The organism is Cystobacter fuscus, assembly GCF_002305875.1.
Lineage (GTDB): Bacteria > Myxococcota > Myxococcia > Myxococcales > Myxococcaceae > Cystobacter > Cystobacter fuscus_A.
On the sequence record NZ_CP022098.1, the window covers coordinates 4,667,447 to 4,685,548 of the forward strand.

The window sequence follows — 18,102 nt, forward strand, 5'->3', positions numbered from 1 at the left end:
CCCATGCTCCGACGCTTCCGCGCTTCCTGGCTCGCGGCCACCGACAACCTGCGGCTCGCCGTGGGCACCTTCCTGGGCAACCCCCTGCGCTCGCTGCTCACGCTGCTGGGCATCGTCATCGGGGTCATGACGGTCATCACCATGATGGCGCTCATCGAGGGGCTGCGCCTCAAGGTGAACAAGGATCTGTCCCAGCTGGGCGCCAACACCTTCCAGGTGAGCAAGTGGCCGGTGGGCTTCGGCCGGGTGAACTGGCGCAAGTACGCCATGCGCAAGAACATGACGCTCGAGGACGTGCGCGCCATCCTGGAGACGTGCCCCTCGGTGCTCCAGGTGTCCGCGTCGGACAGCGAGGGGGGGCAGAAGCTGTCCACCGCGAACCTGGAGACGCGGCCCTCGGTGGACGTCACCGGCGCCACCCCCGAGTACCTGGAGACGAGCGGCATCAACATCGCCTCGGGGCGCTTCTTCGGCCCGGTGGACGAGGTGGATGGGCGTCAGGTGGTGGTGTTGGGCATGGACGTGGTGGACGCGCTCTACCCGGGCATGAATCCCATCGGCCAGCAGCTGCGCATCAAGGGCCGGCCCTTCACCGTGGTGGGTGTCACCCAGCGGCGCGGCAGCTTCCTGGGCATGGTGAGCATGGACAACGAGGTCTTCATCCCCCTGCGCGTCTACAAGCTGCTCTATGGCGCGGGCGGCTCGCTGCAGCTGTCGGTGCAGGCCACCACGCCGGAGTTGTTGTCCAAGGCCCAGGAGGAGGTGACCAACCTGATGCGCCGCCGGCGCGAGGTGGCTCCGCTCGAGCCCAACGACTTCGAGGTCCACACCAACGAGTCGATGACCCAGACCTTCAACAGCCTCTCCCAGGTCATCACCATCGCCAGCTTCGGCGTGTGCCTGTTGTCGCTCGTGGTGGGCGGCATCGGCATCCTCAACATCATGCTGGTGTCGGTGACGGAGCGGACCAAGGAGATCGGCATCCGCAAGGCGCTGGGCGCGCGCAAGGCGCGCATCCTCGGCCAGTTCGCCACCGAGGCGGTGATGATGGCGCTCTTGGGCGGCGCCATCGGCGTGGGGCTGGGCTTCGGGCTGGCCTTCCTCGTGCGCTGGGTGCTGGGCTTCAACACCGTGGTGCCCGCCTGGGCCGTCGCCCTCTCGCTGGGGATGAGCTCCGGCGTGGGGCTCATCTTCGGCATCTACCCCGCGGCCCGCGCCGCGAGGCTGGATCCCGTCGAGGCCATGCGCAGCGAGTAGCACCGGGTCGCTACGAGGCGGCCACCACGCCCACCGGGCAGCTCACCCCCGTGCCGCCCAGGCCGCAGTACCCGTTCGGGTTCTTCGCCAGGTACTGCTGGTGGTAGTCCTCGGCGTAGTAGTACTCGGGCGCCTGGCGCACTTCCGTGGTGATGGGCCCGTAGCCCGCCTGGCCGAGCACCTTCTGGTACGCCTCGCGCGAGGCCTCCACCTGCCGGTGCTGCTCCTCGGTGGTCCAGTAGATGGCCGAGCGGTACTGGGTTCCCGTGTCGTTGCCCTGGCGCATGCCCTGGGTGGGATCGTGGCTCTCCCAGAAGACCTTCAGGAGCGCCTCGAAGGAGAGCTTGCGGGGATCGAACACCACGCGCACCACCTCGGTGTGACCGGTGCGACCCGAGCATACCTCCTCATAGGTAGGGTTGGGCGTCAGGCCTCCGGCGTAGCCCACGGACGTGGAGTAGACGCCCGGGGTCTGCCAGAACTTGCGCTCGGCCCCCCAGAAGCAGCCCAGGCCGAAGACGGCTTCCTGCATGCCCTCGGGGAGGGGTCCCTCGAGGGGGGTGGCGTTGACGTGGTGCCGGGCGGGGACCTTCATCCGGGTGGAACGGCCCGGAAGGGCCTCCGCCGGGCTGGGGAGCTTCTGCTTGTGGGGATTGAGGAGTTGCCACATGCCGCCGAGTCTAGCGCCCGGGGGGAGCGCGCGCCGCTCTTCCTGTTCTGTTGGCTCGTGGGCAGACGGGCACTTGAGGGAGCGCCGTCTGGGTTACAGTGAGGATCCGATGCCGGCCTCCGATTCTTCTCCTCCTGACTCCTCCGAGCCGTCCGCCGCCGGCCGCCCCCGTCTGCTCATCAACGGGGAACTCGTGCGTCCGGAAGATCTGGGCCGGACCCTGCCCGTGACCGTGCAGCGACGCTTGAGCGTCGAGCTGGACCGCGTCGACCGGACCCCGGAGTACGTGCCCATCATCCGCAAGCGCCGTCCCCTCTGGCTGCTGGGCCTGATGGGCCTCGGGGCGGTCCTGGGAGTTGTCGCCCTGGGCCTGGCGCTGTGGCTCTGGTGGAAGTGAGTCCGCGCTAGGGCTCGGCCTCGCAGCCACAGCCACAGCGGTCGCTGAAGTAGTTCGGCTTGACGGGGGGCGTGGAGTCCGCCGGATTCGGGCAGACGAACCGGATGCGAGCGCACTGCTCGGGCTCCCGCGAGACGTAGTACCGGTTCGGATCCTCGTAGTCGCAGCGCCCGTTCATCCCATCCTCGACCGGCCCGTTCTGCGCGTCCTCCTGCGACGCCATGCCGCTCTGGGCGCACCCCACCGTGCCCACCCCCAGCAACGCCGCTCCCACCGCCAGCCACCCCACCATCCTCGTGCCCATGCTCATGACTCCCTCCCTGGAGAGGGGAAGATCGGCCGCCGGGTGGAAATCGGGAAGGGGACGAGCGGGCAGACGAGGCCCGTGCCGGGTGCTCCATCCGTCCAGGAGGGAAGTCGCCAGAGGTGAATTTTCCTCCCGGAGGGCTTCGGGGTAGAGGGGACTTCCCCCATGAGCAGCCGGACCATCAAGCTGAAGCAGCAGGGCCCCCCGTCGGGTCGGACGAAGACGAGCAAGACGTCCCCCGGGAGCAAGACCCCCAAGCCCTCCAAGGCGCCCAAGGCGGCCTCCTCCGGGGGCCTCCGGTGGCCGGGCCGGATCCTCGGCGTGCTGTTCCTGGGGCTCGTGGCGTTCGCGTCCTACGAGTACGCGCGCCTTCCGGACGCCGAGCCGCTGCTCAAGCAGAACCCGAAGACGACGGCCCTCATCGAGCAGCGCGCCGAGGAGGCGCGCGCGGCCAATCAGAAGCCCCGGCGCAGGCAGACCTGGGTGGGCCTGTCCAACGTGTCCAAGCACGCCATCGCCGCGGTGGTGCTCTCCGAGGACGCGAGCTTTTTCCTCCATGATGGTGTGGACACCAAGGAGTTGGAGAACGCCCTGGACGATGCGATCCGCCAGGGGAAGCTGGGGCGGGGGGCGTCCACCATCACCCAGCAACTGGCCAAGAACCTGTGGCTGTCCACGGACCGCAGCCTTCTGCGCAAGGCGAAGGAGCTGGTGCTCACGCGGAGGCTGGAGAAGGCGCTGCCCAAGCGCCGCATCCTCGCGCTCTACCTGAACGTGGTGGAGTGGGGGAATGGGGTGTACGGAATCGAGGCGGGAGCCCGGGAGCACTTCGGGGTCTCCGCCGCGGAGCTCAGCCCGGCGCAGGGCGCCCTGCTCGCGTCCATGCTGCCCGCGCCCCGGCGGCGCTCGCCGGCCTCGGGCTCGCCGGCCCTCAAGCGTCGGGCCCACTGGGTCATCGAGCAGATGCAGGGAGTGAAGCGGCTCGATGCGCAGCAGGCCGCCGCCGCGCACGCGGAGATCGACGCGCTGATGGGCGGCAAGAAGGCGGACGCGGCCGGGGACGACGAGGAGACGTGAGCCCCGAGAAAAACAATCCGCCTTGAAGTACATGTGGCGCGCCGCTGGCGCTCTTCGTCCGCCGCGTCGCTTTCAGGAGCCATGGATTCGCGTATGCAAGTCGTGCCTCAGACCAACAGCGTGGGGTTCCGGGAGATCCCGGGCAAGGGCCGTGGAGTGGTGGCGCTGCGTGGTTTCGCCCCGGGCGAGGCGGTGGAAGTGGTGCCGGCGATCATCATCCCCAAGAAGGACCTGCCCGTGCCGCTGGGTGGGACGGTCTTCGATCGTTACCTGCTGTACTGGAGCGACGAGCCCGGCCGGGAGTTCGCCATCGCGGGGGGGCTGCTCATGCTCTACAACCACTCGACCCAGCCCAACGTCAAACTGAAGGACGGCCCGCACCCGAACACGTTCCTGGTGGAGGCCCTGCGGCGAATCGACCCTGGAGAAGAGCTGACGTTCGACTACAATTGCGAACTGGGGTTCCAGCCGATCTGACCCTCCTTCCCCTCCACTCACGAGCTCCCGATGCTGTCCGTCCTCCTGGCCGTGCTGCTCACCCAGGCCCCGCCCGCGCCGCCGCGGCAGCAGGGCGTCCCCATCGGAAAGGGCAAGACGCCCCCCACGGTGCGCCTCACCGCTCCCGCGGGCGGGTGGACGGTGGACCGGATGCTGCTCGTGGAGGGCTCGGTGAGTGACACCACCATCGATCCGGTGGTGCTCTCCATCAACGGCGACCGCTACCTGATGCGCACCTTCGGGGGGCGCTTCCGGCGCAAGTTCCCCGCCGCCAGCGGCAAGAACGTCGTCACGGTGATGGCCACCAACCAGGGTGGCACCACGCGCGCCCAGGCCACCAGCTACGCGCAGATTCCCCCCGTGCCCCTCAAGGCCATCCTCACCAGTGACACCGAGGGCGTCTACACGGACCTGCACATCTACGAGCCCACCCAGGACAGCGTCACCCCGGGCAAGGACGGCAAGGGCGCGCAGTTGGACCTGCGCAAGATGGCGCACGTGTACTGGGCCAACACCGAGAGCCCCAGCGGAGGCACCTTCTTCCTCAACGAGCAGGGTGAGTCGTCCTTCGACGATCCCGCCTACGGCCCCTACCTCTACGTGCACCGGGCCCCGCCCCAGGGCGTCTACCTCATCGCCACCAACTACTGGCCCAGCGGCGACAAGGCCCACACCGTGGCCACGCTCAACGTGGCGCTCTACGAGGGCACGCCCCAGGAGGTGCGCCGCATGGTGCGCATCCCGCTCGCCACGCCCGGCTCCACGCGGGTGCTCGCGTGGGTGAACGTGCTGGGCGAGGGCAAGGCCGAGGTGTACGTGCCCGGACAGGGCCCGGTCCCCAAGTCCCCCGCGTGGCCCGTCAACCTGGAGGACGCCGTCAAGACGCTCACCCAGGGCGGCGGCCCGGATGAGGGCGGCGGCGAAGGCGAGTGAGGGCCCTGGCCCGTCATGCTCTCCCTGCTCCTGCTCCTGTCGCTCCACGCCGCGCCCGCCAGCGCCGATGAGGCCCCGCTGCGCCGCGAGGTGGCCCGCGTGGCGATCGCCCAGGTGCGCCAGATGGACCCCGCGTGGCACCCGGCGCAGCGCGATTGCGCGGGCCTGGTGCGCTTCGTCTTCCGGAGCGCCTACCGGCGCTGGCGCCCCGAGCGGCTCGCCACGCCCCTGTGGCGCGATGCCCGGGGAGCGCCTGGTGACTTCGCGGACGCCGAGACGCTGCTCGCCCAGAGCTTCACGCCGCTCGGCCGGGACGAGGCCACGCGCGAGTCGCTGCGCACCGGGGACGTGGTGGCCTTCCGTCTGGAGCGCGACGCGGGCCCCGTCTTCCACCTGATGCTCGTGGTGCGCCCCGAGGACAAGGCGCATGCCCCCACGCGCGTCGTCTATCATCCGGGGGAGCCGGGCGCCGCGGTGCGCACCGGCGTCCTCCAGTCGCTCGTCACCGAGGCGCCCCTGGAGTGGCGTCCGGTATCCCAGAACACCGCCTTTCTCGGCTTCTTCCGCTTCAAGGAGTGGACACGATGAACCCTCCCTCATCCCCGCCGGGCGCTCCGCCGCCCCCCGCGCCTCCGGGCCGCAAGGGACCTCCCCGCGCGCTGCTCGTGGGGGCTGGCGTCGCCGTGCTCGCGGGCGTGTTCGCCGCCGCCTTCTTCCTCGGTCGGGGCAGTGCCCCCTCCCCGTCGTCCCCCGTCAACCCCGGCGCCCCCCCGTCTTCTGGCGATGCCTCGAGCGGCACGGGCATCCTGCAGGCGCTGCCGCCCGCGCCCGACAAACCCCGGAAGATGGACGTGCCCTCCGAGGCCGTGCGCCCCGCCTTCTGGGTGGACGTCTACACGCCGGGCGAGGTGCGCGAGGCGCTCACGGGCAACGCGTGGCTCCAGGAGCAGCTGCGCAAGCCGCTCGGCCAGGGCTTCGTGGGTGGCTGGGCCGCGATGCTCGGCACCCGGAGCGAGGAGCTCGGTCTGGGCTTCAAGGGCGCCGTGTTCGACCTGCTCGCCGGACAGCTCCTCTCGGCGCCCTTCCGCGTGGTGTGGTTCTCCGGTGACACCCGCACCGGCACGCCCGCCATCCTCGTGCCCGAGCCGGGCAACACCGTCATGGCCGCCTTCGATGGGATGGCCGGGGCGGTGCGCCGCGACGTCCTCACGGCCGACACGTGTCCGGGAGGGCAGGGCGAGGTGCCCGGCAAGGGCTTCACCCTGACGCGCTGGCTCGTGGCCGAGCAGTCCCTGTGGGCGGCGCGCACGGATGACCGGATGGTGTTCGGCCGGACCCCGGCCGTCGTGCTGCAGGGCCTGTGCGAGCCCCACCTGGACCTGGAGCCACCCGAGGAGGTGGACCTGGAGCTGGGCTTCTCCCCCGAGGCGCTCGGCCGCGAGGCGCAGCTGCTCACGCACGTGATGGGCGTGTCCCAGGGCATCCGCCTCCAGTTCGCCGCCGAGGGCAACCGGCTGGTGGGCCGGGGCATCGCTGGCCCGGTGGCGGACGATCCCCGGCTGGACAGCGCCCCCCTGTCCGACGAGCTGCTCAAGCTCATCCCCGAGGAGACGCCCGTGCTGCTCACGCTCCAGCTCAAGCTGCCCGAGCTGCTCGACGCGGCCAGCCTCAAGGCCTTCTGGTCGGGAGGGAGCGCGGACATGGCGGTGCGCACGCGCCAGGTGGCGCTGGTGTGGACGCCCCGGGGGGATGCGGACCTGCCCAGCGAGGTGGCCCTGCTCTGGGGTCGGCCCGAGGACGCGGTGGCGCTCGACACGCTCTTCTCCGGACCCAACCGGATGGAGCGCGAGACGCTGTGCGGCCACCACGTGCTGGCCTCCTCCCCCGCCGTGCTCGAGCGGCTGCGCAAGGCGTGTGGGGGGGAGGTGCCCAACCTGCTGCACGCGGCTCCCCCGGTGGTGGCGGGGCTGCGCGAGAAGGGCTCGGTGTCCTTCGGCGTGCGCACGGGCTCGTTGCTCGGCGGGTTGATGGTGGACGGCTACCTGTCGCAGCTGTCCTCCGGTGAAGGCGCGAAGCCGCCCGCGCGCAAGGTGCCCGCGGAGATCGAGGCCGCGCGCAAGGATCTCGAAACGCTTCCGTACATCGGCCTGCGCGGCACGGTGGATGGCAACCGGCTGGTGCCGGGAGGGTTTGGTTCATGAAGTCCATCGCTCGCATCGCGGCCCTGGCCGCGCTGGTGTCCGCCGGAGTGGCCGCGGCCAAGCCCCTCTACATCACCGTCCCCCGGGCCTACGGCAGCCACGAGCCGGTCGCCGTGGACGTGGCCTTCGAGAGCAAGGGGCCCGTGGAGCTGCGGGTGCTCAAGCCCGACAACCTCCAGGCCTTCATCCGCGCGCAGGGCGACATCCGCCGCGCGTACGAGACGCCGCCCACGCTCGCCAATCCGGGCAACGCGCTCAGCCGTGGCCTCAACGCCACGCGCTCTCCGGGCACCTTCCTGCTCAACGCGCTCGGCACCGACTTCCGCGAGGCGGTGGCGCCGCGTCTGCCCGCGCGGCCTCCTCCGCCTCCGGGCCAGCCGCTGGCCCGCGTGGCCGAGGGCGCGCGCAAGCTCGTGGGCGTGCCCGCCGGCTTCACCGCGGTGCGCAGCCAGTGGTTGAACCTGGACCTGGGCGGCACGGATCGCGAGTTCAGCGTGCCGGGCTTCGACACCTCGTTCTACGACAGCGGCTTCCAGGAGCGCCGCGTGACGCTCGCGCCCCTGCCGACCGGCACCTACCTGCTCCAGCTCGTCCAGGGCCGTGTGGAGGGGCAGGTGGTGCTCGTCGTCACGGATCTCACCGTGCAGCTCAAGCAGACGGATGGCCAGGTGCTGGTGCGCGTGGCGGGGAGGGATCAGCGGCCCCGCGTGGGCGCCCAGGTGCAGGTGTACCTGCCCAACGGCAAGGGCCCCACGGGCACCACGGACGCGCAGGGCGAGGTGCGGCTGCCCGTGCAGGAGCCGCGCATCATCGCCACCGCCACGGCCGACGGGGACACGGCGCTCGTGGACACGGACTTCTATTCGTCGCTCGCGGTGGCGCCCGACGTGTTCATCTACAGCGACCGGCCCATCTACAAGCCGGGTGACGAGGTGCGCTTCCGCGGGCTCGTGCGCCAGCCGGACAGCTACCTCGCGCGCCTGTTCACGCCCCGCCGCCGCGACGTGGCGGTGAAGCTCGTGTCGGCCGAGGGCCGCGAGGTGAAGACGCAGGCCCGGGTGGACGAGTTCGGCGCCTTCAACGGCGGCGTGAAGGTGCCCGAGGACCTGGGCACCGGCGTGCTGCGCGTCACGGCCGAGCTGGACAGCCAGCCGCACCAGGGCGAGGCGCGCGTGCAGGACTACGTGAAGCCCACCTTCTACCTGGAGCTGCGGCCGGAGTCGGAGAAGGTGGTGCCGGGCCAGTCCATCAAGGCCACGGTGCAGGCGCGCCGGTACGACGGGGCCGTGCCTCCGCAGACGCGCTACGAGGTGTTCCTCTACCGCACGCTGCTGGACGCGCCGGCCTGGGTGGATGACGCGGGCATGGGCGGGCAGGGCAGCGCGGTGACGTACGGCAGCGCTTCCACCACGGAGGGCAGGCTGAGCGTGCCCGAGCGCCTGTACTCCACGGTGGCCCAGCGCGAGGTGGAGGAGGACCCGTGGGCGAGCGCCGCGACGTTCGACGCCGAGGGCAACGCGGTGATTGAAATCCCCGTGCCCGCCCTCAAGCCGGGCGAGGAGCGCCTGCCCTACCGCTACACCCTCACGGTGCGCGCGCGGGATGACCAGCAGACGTTCGCCAACGCGAGCGCCGCCTTCTTCCTGTCCAAGGTGGAGGTGCTGGGAAGCGCGCGCTACTCGGCGGCGGTGGTGAAGAAGGGCGGCGAGGCGGTGCTGAGCGTGCGCGCCACCACGCTGTCCGGCAAGCCCTACGGCACCACGCCGGGCGAGGTGGAGTTCGTGCTGCGCCGCGCGGATGGCGAGGAGAAGAGCCTGGGCAAGCGGAGCTTCACCACGGGGCCGGACGGCACGGCACGTGAGAAGGTGCCCACCCCGGACGCGGGCGCGGTGCTGGCGCGCGTCACGGTGAAGGACAAGGGCGGCGAGACGTGGACGGGCGAGGAGCAACTGCTCGTCATCGGCGCGGAGAGCGAGCCGGTGGCGCAGGTGCCCACGCTGACCCTGGCGGCGCTCGCGAGCACGCTGTCGCCGGGCGACACGGCGCAGCTCGTGGGCCTGTTGCCCCAGGGCTGGGGCCCCAACGGCACGGATGGCGGCCCGGTGTGGGTGACGCTCACGGGCGCGGGGGTGTACGGCACGAAGCTCGTCGAGCTGAAGGGCCGCACGCTCGTGTACGAATTCGAGGTGGAGAAGCGCTTTGGCAGCGCGGTGTACGCGTCGGTGGCGTACCCCACGGCGGCGGGCGGCTGGGAGGAGCGCACGGTGGGCTTCCGCATCGTCCCCGCCGAGCGCACGCTGCGCGTGTCGTTGCAGCCCCGGCGCGCCGAGGCCACGCCCCTCACCGAGCAGATCATCGACCTCCGGGTGACGAACCACGAGGGCGAGGGCGTGGTGTCGCAGGTGTCCGTGGGCGTGGTGGACAAGGCTGTCTACGCCATCCAGAGCGAGTTCCGTCCCCAGGTGCTCGACTTCTTCTACCCGCCGGGCCGCGACAACGTGGCCACCTTCGTGTCGGCCGAGTTCCAGGGCTACGGCTACGGCGAGGCCATCGCCCGCAAGCTCTCGGGGCTGCCGGACCATGCCTTCGCTTCCATCAAGCCGCCCACGCGACAGGCCAAGGACCTGGAGCGCGACACGGCCTTCTGGAGCCCCTCGGTCGTCACGGACCGGGACGGGCGGGCCACGGTACGCTTCAAGCTGCCCTCCAACCAGACGCTCTGGGTGGTGACGGGCGTGGCGGCGGACACCTCGGGCCGCTTCGGCGAGGGCACGGCGGAGTTCGCCACGCGCGGCGGGCTCGCCCTGTACGCGGCGCTGCCCCAGTTCCTCCGCCAGGGAGACGAGGCGCGCGCGTCGGTGCGCCTGTCGGCGGGGGAGAAGTCCCCGGACAGCCAGCAGTTGAACGTGCGGCTCGTGGCCTCGGGCGTGCTCGATGCCGCCGAGGACCAGCGCAAGGTGCAGCTCGCCAAGGGGGGCGAGCAGGTGCTGCCCCTCCAGCTCAAGACGAAGGGCGCGGGCCTGGCGCAGCTCGCGGTGGAGGTGACGGGGGGCAAGGAGCCGCTGAGGGACAAGCACGTGCTGGACGTGCGCCCGGCGGTGTTCGAGGAGCCGGTGAAGGTGTCGAAGTGGGGCGGCGGCGAGCTGTCCCTGCCCGCGGCGCCGAGCGCGAAGGTGGAGGGCGTGGAGCTGGTGTTGCAGCCCTCGCTCGTGGACGCGGCGCTCGCCAACGTGCGCGAGCTGCTCACCTACCCGTATGGGTGCCTGGAGCAGCTCGTGTCCACCACGGTGCCCAACGTGGCGCTGTACCAGACGCTCAAGAAGGCGGGCGCGCTGGAGTCGCTCGACACGGACAGCCAGGGGCTGCTCGCCGAGGCGCGCAGCCGCGCGGTGCAGGGCACGGCGCGCATCCTGGACATGGGCGTCAAGGGCGGCGGCTTCACCTGGTTCAGCGGCTACAACCAGGCGGACCTGCCCATGACGCTCATCGCGCTGGACGGGCTCGCGTACGCGGTGGACGCGGGGCTCGTGGATCGCAACGAGCCGCGCATCACCGAGAGCCTGCGCTGGCTGGAGGCGCAGGAGGGGCTGCCCTTCGAGTGGGACGCCACGCGGGCGTGGGTGCTGGCGCGCATGGACGGCGAGCGGCAGGCGGCCCGGGTGCGCGCGCTGGTGGAGGCCGCGCCGCCGGGAGACCTCTATCCGCTGGCGCTGGCGGTGCTGGCGGCGGAGAAGGCGGGAGTGATGAAGGAGCCCGCGCTCAAGGGCCGCATCGACGCGCTGGTGGCCCAGAGCAACGAGGGCTTCGTCACGCTGGCGAAGCTGCCCGCGCCGAGCGAGGCCATGTGGCGCTATCCGCTGCGCCGGGTGGGCCTCACGGCGATCCTCGCCCACGCGGCGTCCTTCGGGAACCTGGACGTGGCCAAGGCGCGCCGGCGGCTGCTGGAGGCGCTGTCGGAGCCGGGGCTGTCCACCTTCGATAGAAGCACGGCGCTGCTGCACTCGCTGTGGCTCGTCGAGCGGGACGCGAAGGAGTTCCGCAAGCTGCCGCCGCCCGAGGTGAAGGGGACGAAGAGCCCGGTGAGCTTCAGCCCGCGGGGCATGGGGCTGGTGGCGGTGCTGGAGCCGGGCACGCGCGGCGTGCAGGTGGCGGACTTCCAGGGCGTGGCGAGCCTGCGGGGCACGGCGGCCACGCCGCTCACGGACGTGAAGCCCATGGCCGAGGGCATGAGCCTCACGCGCGCCTATTACGTCCTGCGCGAGAGCGGCAAGGTGCGGCTCGAGCCGGGGGCCTCGCTCAACCAGGGCGAGGTGGTGTACGTGGAGCTGACGCTGGACGCGCGTGGGGACAACCGCAACCGCTCGGCGTACTACGTGGTGGAGGACGCGGTGCCGGCGGGCTTCGTGCCGCTCGTCGAGGACAAGGAGTACCGGGCGGCTCCGCACGAGCTGCCCCTGGCCCCCGAGGCGCTCAAGCGCCGCTCGCTCAGCCCCCAGCGCGCCACGTTCTTCTTCGAGGAGCCGGCGTGGTGGAGCGACAGTCCGCGCACGGTGGGCTACGTGATGCGGGCGCAGTTCGTGGGCTCCTTCTCCGCGCCGCCCGCCGTCATCGAGGACATGTACGTCACGAGCATCCGCGGCCGCACGGGCACGGACGTGCTGAAGGTGGCGGCCTCGCAGACGGACGTGGGGCCGGGCGGAGGGTGAGGCGGTGATGGGGTGGGCCGCGGTCACGGCCGTCGTGCTGGCGGCCACCCCCGTCTTCGTCACCCGCGGAGACGTGACTCCCGAGGCGGCGCTGCGCACCGAGGCGGAGGCCACCTGGCGGGCGCTGGAGGCGCGCTACGTGGCCGAGGCGGGAGGCGCACCCGCCCGGGCACCGGCCACCGTGCTGCTCAAGCGCGGGGAGACGCTGTTACCCTCGCGCAACGGGCAGGGCCGGCCGGGGGTGGTGGAGCTGCGGCAGGACAGCGCCGGGGTGCTGGACGTGCGGCTGCGCGTGGCGCTCCGGCACGAGCTGGCGCACCAGCTCCTCTGGTGGGCCTGTCCGGCGTCGGCGGAGGATCGGCTGTTCCACGAGGCCTTCGCGCTGGCGGTGAGCGGCGAGCTGGCCGAGTGGCGCGAGGCACCCTACCAGTCGCTGGCGAGCGCCTCGGTGGAGCTGGCGCGGAGCCCGGACGTGGACACGCCGCGGGCGCGCCGGGCGCTGGCGCGCGTGCTGAACGAGGACGCGGGCTTTCCGAGGGCGCTGACGCGGAGGCTGCGGCGGTGCCAGGAGGGGACGCGCTGGACGGTGCCGTTGTCGGTGGGAGAGCTGGCCGGACACGCGGAGCGGAGCGTCGCCCAGGCCACGGTGGTGCTCAGCCGGCACTCGGGCGAGGTGCTCTTCTCCGAGGGGGCGTTCCGCACGGCCATGCCCTATGGCTCGACGCTCAAGCCCTTCGTGGTGGCGGGGAGCACGGCGGCGCCTCCGGTGCTCGCGCCCCGGGCGGAGGTGGCGGAGTGGATGTGCGGCGAGCGGATGCCGGAGCGGATGGACGTGAGGACGGCGCTGTTGCGCTCGTGCAACGGCTACTTCCTGGACTGGGAGGGGAAGGGGAGCGCGCCGAGGGCCTTCGGGGCCTGGGGGGCGGTGCTGTCGGCGGTGGGCCTGTCGAGCGAGCCGCTGGACATGGCGGACGCCATCGGCTTGCGCGCGACGCTGAGCCTGTCTCCGTGGGGGCTGGCGCAGGCGTACCGGTTGCTGGCGGAGGCGCGGCCGGACGTGCTGACGTGGCTCGCGGACAACGCGGCGCGAGGGACGCTGTCGGAGCTGCCCGCGTCGAGGGACTACGCGGGCGTGGCGACGAAGACGGGGACGGTGCGGGACGAGGAGAGCCGGCCGGTGCTCGGGTGGATTGTCGCGGTGGACGCGGACCTGGTGGCGGTGGTGGCGAGGCCGGGGAAGATGCCGCGGGCCTTCGCGGACGAGGTGCCCCGACTGCTGGCGCGGGTGAGGAGCCAGCACGCGGGGCTGGAGGCGGCGCGGGTGCAGGTGCTGGGGCTGGTGTCCCCGGACTCTGTCGAGGCGCGGTGCCTGGGGGCGGGCTTCGTGCTGGAGGACGGCACGCCGCGGGCGGTGTCGGGAGACTTCACGAAGCTGGAGCCGTGGGTGAAGAAGGGCGGAGCGGTGTGCCTGGGCAGCCCCTGGCGGGTGCGCTTTCCCGAGCTGCCCGCGGGCCGTGATTACGCGGGGGTGCTCACCTGGTCGCCGCCGCCGCCCTACGCGCCTCCGGCGGGAGTGCCCACGAGCCCCACGGCGCTCAAGGCGAGGAAGGGCTCGGCGTATGTCTTCCGCACCACGCGGCTGCAATACACGGCCGGAGTGGTGACGGCGGAGGACGCGGCGTTGAAGGGGGAGGCGAGGGTGGCGCTGGCGCGGGTGGTGGCGCACAACGAGCGGCACGCGGACGAGCGCCATCCGGGCCGGCCCCTCTGCGATACGACGCATTGCCAGTCCTTCCAGGGCACCGTGCGCATCGCGCCCGAGGACGCGCGGGCCCTGCGGTTGCCGGCGCTGCGCTGGCGCGAGTGGCTGACCTTCTCCAAGGGAGGACAGGAGCCCTGGACGCAGACGCGTCCGCGCGCGCAGGTGGAGTCGCTGTTGGGCCGGGGCGTGACGGCGGTGCGCTTCGCCGAGGGGCGCGTGCACTACCTGCGCACGAGGAACGAGGGCGGAGCGGTGTTCGACGCGCCCGAATCCCTGCCCTGTGAGGTGCTGCGCTCCACGCTGAAATTGCCCGCGTGCCCCCGGAGCGCCGCCTTCGAGGACGCGCGCGTCACCTTCCAGGGACAGGGCCAGGGACATGGCGAGGGGCTCGACGTCGAGGCCGCGAAGGCGAGCGGGGCCCCACAGGAACAACTCCTGGAGGCCGCGTACGGCGCCCGGTGAGGGGATGGCCGCCACCATCTGCCCCTATTCAAACATTTTCTGCCAATGGTTCAGAGCCTGCTGCTGGCGGAGCACTGGCCAATCGGGCTCGAAGTCAATGGATTGGCGAGTGTGCAAGGCGAGTTCTCTGGCTGCGCGCGTGCGTACTCTCAGCGGGCTGAGGGGCTCCTTGAGTTCGGCAAGACAGGCGACCACACTAAACGGCTGGCCCCGGCGCCAGCGAGGCGCTTGGCCGAAGCGTGCACGATTATCCTCCCACCAACGCCGCCAGGCTTTGGGCTCGGTGACAGGAGTCTCCACCCATGTTGAGCGGTTCTCGCCCTCATCGAGTTCTCTGTGCAGGTGTAGCTGGTGCGGCAAGCGCGCCCCTGTCATGAGGCTCAAGGCTTCATCTGCCGCTAGACGTGTTTTCGTCTCCGCTGCCTCCAACTGCTCAAGCAGCATGGGTACAGTGGCTGGGACGCCGAGTACGCCCATTGCATGGAGGGCTGAGATGGCGAGGCCGGGATTCACGACACAACGTTGAATCCGCGCCACATCGCACTCATCCCCCGCGAGTGCTAGTAGATGAAGTAGAGCGGGGGGCGGGTTGTCGGCGACACAAAGGCGACGCACCTGCTGTAGTGCGTCCGAGGAGCCCATGAGAAGGGCAGCAGGCAACAAATCTACCGCCTCGCCAGGGGGCACCCTGCGTGACTGGGTCTCAATGGTTTTCAATGCATGCTGGTAGCGTAATCGCGCCAGCGCGAGTGCGGTGGCGGAGCGTACGACAGGTTGAGGATCCTCCAGTAAGGGCAACAGGCACTCTGCTTCTCCTTCGCGTCTCCAACCCAGCCAGTGGGCGGCGGAGGCGCGTACCTGCGAACGGGACGAACTCAGTAGGCGACAGAGGCCGGGCGCGACTTCAGTGTGGGAAACCAGGGCCAGGGCTTCAAACCAAGCAGGGAGTAGCTCCTCGGGAGCCTTGTCCATGGCTTGAAAGACCTCGTCCATGTCTTCAGTTCCGTGCAGGGTCAAGGTATAGGCGGAGGCGCGTACTCGGTTCGCATCATCCTCGGTAAGTAGCGCTCGCGTCTGAGCCAGCCCCGTTTTGCTGGCGGCATGCAGGGCTTCGGCATGAGCCAGAGCACGTGCTTCCAATTGTCCTAAACGAGACCAGGGCACCTCCGGGTCGTGCAGGTAGCGGAGCCGCTGCGCCAGCAGGAACTCCAGTTCTGAGAGATGGTTCTCTCCCAAGCCGCGCTGAAATGCTTCGGCTTCTGGGTGGTCAAGCAGAGAGTGCGAGCGCATTGGATAGCTCCTTTGAATGTCCGATCAAATCAATACAACAGGTAGGCGACTGCGTAGTTCCTTGCCCACTTTCGATATCCACTCTTCGTGGTCCGAGGCGGCAATGAGCTGAAGCCCTTCTCCCTTGAGCCATCGTACTTCGATGACCCCTTCATCGGATTCATAGCCCTGGACCCAGGGCCCAGAGAGGGGATGTCGTATCAGACCTAGTTCTGTCAGTACTTGCTCGGCACGTTCCTTGGGCGGATTCTCCCCTCTTACATCAGAGTGCAGAGACATATGTTGCATGGGCTCCACTCGCAGATCATGGTAGGCCTCACGAAAAAGCATTTCCGCCAAGCTTGTTGCGTCTGGATGTATTCTCTCGCTCTCTGGTTCTAGTTTGTCCTCGAGGTTGATGACAGGCACGCGGACGGCTGGAGGCCCATTGCCGGAATCCACGCCCAGGTCGAGAAAATATTCTAGCTCCGACTCAGTCAAATCTCTCCCAACAAGAATGTACCTCCGGGGCACTAAGCTCAAACGCCGGGAGCGTGTCACGAATCGTTCGATTGCACTTGGTCTGAAGTCGATGTGCTCCCAGGCCAGGCCGTCACTCCCGTGGCCAACATGCGTCAGGAAAGTCTTGTAGGCCTCTGGCAGTGTGCGTCCTTGAACCTCTTCCAATCGATGGATTTCATCCTTTGATGCCCCGCGCAGCGGTGTTCGAGAGGCGGGCCATCGCTCAAGAATGAACTGCACAACTCCCTGGATTCCGCTGGTCATGATGGCTCCATCTCATTGGCTGGCCACGTTCTCGGTTCAATCGGCTCGCTCTTCGCTCTCTGTCTGGCCTCGCACAAGAGCACGGGCAGTAAGTTTCGGCAGGTCTGACATGGTTCGTAATTCTGGCCATGCTCTTTGTCGCCCTTGGGCGGTCCAAACCACTGCTCGACCATTTCGAGAGGTTCCCATCCCTGCTCCATGGCGTAAAGCAATAGCTTGGGAGCGGCACAGCCACCTGGTTCGTTGGAGCTGGAGTCTTTGCCTTTTAGTCGATCCATTCGGATTGGGTTGTTTCTTTTGTTGGCGAGACGATCAGCCTGCTTCTTCAGTATTTGATTCAGCTTGGCTCCATCCATTCCGTTTCCCACGGGGAAGTTCCTGGGCACGGAGTTAATTGCGCCCGACATGGAGTTGATGGTTATCGTTTTCCCGTTTTTGGTCCTGCATTTCAGTACCCCCAGCATAAAGCCGTACCCCTCCCTCTCCTCGACCTCTTGTTTGAACTCTCCATGATGTCTTCTGACAAGGAGCCTCATTTCTTTCTGAACATCCTCTGTTGCAGGGAGCCCTGGCTCATGCTGTGAGAATGGCTGGCCACATGCTTGGCATATCAGTTCTTCGGCTTTGCCCTCCACGCGCTGAGGATCCCCATACACAGTTCCCACCGTGTTTGGGGTGTTGGCATTCGCTAAAAATGTATCCAGGAAGCGTACAACCCCCTGTCCTTCCACCAACACGTCCAGGCTCGCTGTGAGGAAGATGATTTTCCCCTGTGTTTTCGATGAAATCAGCCCTCCGCCTGCCGTCCCAGCCTCGTCTCCAGAACTGGTGCTTAAGTATGAGCCCTTGAGTGCTACCGGGTACCCATTTACCTCTACACTCGTGCTTCCCTCAGCCAAATCACTGTCCTTGGCAATATTCGGGTAAGGCACTGGCACTGGCCCACCAGGCGAGGGGGTTTTACACACATCCGGTGCCGCCGCCGTCTGCTGATTACCATCGCCCTGATGCAGCACCGAACGTCCGTTCACATACGTCTTCATGGCTGCACCGCCAGCACGCATGCCCCCACGCATCCTCCATCTGAGCTGCCGTACACCAGTGCCCTCCGGCCACCCAGTTTTCTCAGCACATACAACCCATATCCCACCTGGAGCGCCCCAGCTGCCGCCCCCACTTCACCCAGCCCCTGGGCCACATCCTCAATCATCAATGGTTCGGGGAATAGCTCGGCATTGCGCAAGTACGCCAGTGCGAACTCTTTTGCCCAGTAACTTTCCCCTGTTTGGCATGAAAGCACACGATCTACCCGTTGGCCTCTTACCAGTGGATGATACCTCAGCTGATGAAAAACTGCTGTCAACCCGTCTGACTGGTTGGGTTCTCCCTGCCGGAAGTGCCGCTCTTCTCGCGCACTGGACTCCGCTACGATCCAGCCCTTTACTACGAGCCGTTGTTGCCTGACCGTCTCCGCGTTCGCCAGCAGTACAAAACCAGCCCCCTCGCCTGGCAGCACTCCTGCGCGCCGCTCCTCCGTCAAACATCGCCCCGACTCCACCAACCGCCGCAGCGATGCCCGATCACTGAGGCAGTCAACTCCTCCCACCAGCACCCAGGGCGATCGCTGTCGTCTCAGAAGTTCTCTTGCTCGCGCCAACGCTGGGAAGAGGCCCGCTCGGCCCTCTCGCCACTCTCCGGGCTCCCACTCCAACCGCACCGCCGCCATTTGCTGCTCCAGCGCCTCCTTCAATTCCTCTTGCTCCCAGGGGGCCCCATG

The 18,102-nt window shown here is 69.1% G+C and carries 14 protein-coding genes; 9 read left to right on the plus strand and 5 right to left on the minus strand.

Going from position 1 to position 18,102, the window contains the following annotated elements:
* The first annotated feature begins 3 nt into the window (after window positions 1-3).
* Window positions 4-1,257 (plus strand): ABC transporter permease, encoded by a 1,254-nt coding sequence (locus CYFUS_RS19245; RefSeq protein WP_095986548.1) that lies wholly within the window; start codon window positions 4-6, stop codon window positions 1,255-1,257.
* A gap of 10 nt (window positions 1,258-1,267) precedes the next feature.
* On the opposite strand, the gene msrA is transcribed toward CYFUS_RS19245, so the two are convergent.
* Entirely contained in the window at window positions 1,268-1,927 is a 660-nt protein-coding gene (msrA, locus tag CYFUS_RS19250) for a peptide-methionine (S)-S-oxide reductase MsrA (RefSeq protein WP_095986549.1), read from the minus strand.
* 109 nt (window positions 1,928-2,036) lie between these two features.
* Between msrA and CYFUS_RS19255 the strand changes: the two genes are divergently transcribed.
* On the plus strand, window positions 2,037-2,324 hold the full coding sequence (locus CYFUS_RS19255) for a hypothetical protein (protein ID WP_095986550.1): 288 nt from the start codon (window positions 2,037-2,039) through the stop codon (window positions 2,322-2,324).
* Between the two features lie 7 nt (window positions 2,325-2,331).
* Here CYFUS_RS19255 and CYFUS_RS19260 read toward each other — a convergent pair whose 3' ends face one another.
* The gene (locus tag CYFUS_RS19260; protein ID WP_095986551.1) at window positions 2,332-2,634 is read right to left on the minus strand and encodes a hypothetical protein; all 303 of its coding nucleotides are present in this window, start codon (window positions 2,632-2,634) and stop codon (window positions 2,332-2,334) included.
* A 162-nt stretch (window positions 2,635-2,796) separates the two neighbouring features.
* Here CYFUS_RS19260 and mtgA point away from each other — a divergent pair, with 162 nt between their 5' ends.
* The 7 genes from mtgA to CYFUS_RS19295 all read left to right on the plus strand — a co-directional run bounded on the left by mtgA (window position 2,797) and on the right by CYFUS_RS19295 (window position 14,270).
* Window positions 2,797-3,708 (plus strand): monofunctional biosynthetic peptidoglycan transglycosylase, encoded by a 912-nt coding sequence (gene mtgA / locus CYFUS_RS19265; protein ID WP_232537654.1) that lies wholly within the window; start codon window positions 2,797-2,799, stop codon window positions 3,706-3,708.
* A 93-nt stretch (window positions 3,709-3,801) separates the two neighbouring features.
* Window positions 3,802-4,185 carry an SET domain-containing protein-lysine N-methyltransferase gene (locus CYFUS_RS19270; protein ID WP_157758527.1) on the plus strand — a complete coding sequence of 128 codons (384 nt, stop codon included), beginning with the start codon at window positions 3,802-3,804 and terminating at the stop codon, window positions 4,183-4,185.
* Window positions 4,186-4,215: 30 nt separating this feature from the next.
* Window positions 4,216-5,139: a DUF2135 domain-containing protein gene (locus CYFUS_RS19275; protein ID WP_095986553.1), complete on the plus strand. Its 924-nt coding sequence runs from the start codon at window positions 4,216-4,218 to the stop codon at window positions 5,137-5,139.
* A gap of 15 nt (window positions 5,140-5,154) precedes the next feature.
* Window positions 5,155-5,727 (plus strand): DUF1175 family protein, encoded by a 573-nt coding sequence (locus CYFUS_RS19280; protein WP_095986554.1) that lies wholly within the window; start codon window positions 5,155-5,157, stop codon window positions 5,725-5,727.
* On the plus strand, window positions 5,724-7,340 hold the full coding sequence (locus CYFUS_RS19285; protein WP_095986555.1) for a hypothetical protein: 1,617 nt from the start codon (window positions 5,724-5,726) through the stop codon (window positions 7,338-7,340). The genes CYFUS_RS19280 and CYFUS_RS19285 overlap by 4 nt, the downstream gene beginning before the upstream one ends.
* Complete coding sequence (locus CYFUS_RS19290) at window positions 7,337-12,046, plus strand: MG2 domain-containing protein (RefSeq protein ID WP_095986556.1); 4,710 nt, start codon at window positions 7,337-7,339, stop codon at window positions 12,044-12,046. The genes CYFUS_RS19285 and CYFUS_RS19290 overlap by 4 nt, the downstream gene beginning before the upstream one ends.
* A gap of 7 nt (window positions 12,047-12,053) precedes the next feature.
* On the plus strand, window positions 12,054-14,270 hold the full coding sequence (locus CYFUS_RS19295; RefSeq protein WP_095986557.1) for a SpoIID/LytB domain-containing protein: 2,217 nt from the start codon (window positions 12,054-12,056) through the stop codon (window positions 14,268-14,270).
* Window positions 14,271-14,294: 24 nt separating this feature from the next.
* Here the strand turns inward: CYFUS_RS19295 and CYFUS_RS19300 are convergent, their stop codons facing one another.
* Genes CYFUS_RS19300 through CYFUS_RS19305 form a run of 3 tightly spaced genes read right to left on the minus strand, consistent with a single transcriptional unit; the run spans window position 14,295 to window position 17,368 of the window.
* A complete protein-coding gene (locus CYFUS_RS19300; RefSeq protein WP_095986558.1) occupies window positions 14,295-15,560 on the minus strand; it encodes a HEAT repeat domain-containing protein in 1,266 nt (421 codons plus the stop codon).
* A 24-nt stretch (window positions 15,561-15,584) separates the two neighbouring features.
* A complete protein-coding gene (locus CYFUS_RS50700) occupies window positions 15,585-16,325 on the minus strand; it encodes an SMI1/KNR4 family protein (RefSeq protein WP_157758528.1) in 741 nt (246 codons plus the stop codon).
* Window positions 16,322-17,368: a DUF4150 domain-containing protein gene (locus tag CYFUS_RS19305; protein WP_095986559.1), complete on the minus strand. Its 1,047-nt coding sequence runs from the start codon at window positions 17,366-17,368 to the stop codon at window positions 16,322-16,324. Before CYFUS_RS19305 ends, CYFUS_RS50700 begins: the two co-directional genes overlap by 4 nt.
* Window positions 17,369-18,102 lie beyond the last annotated feature (734 nt).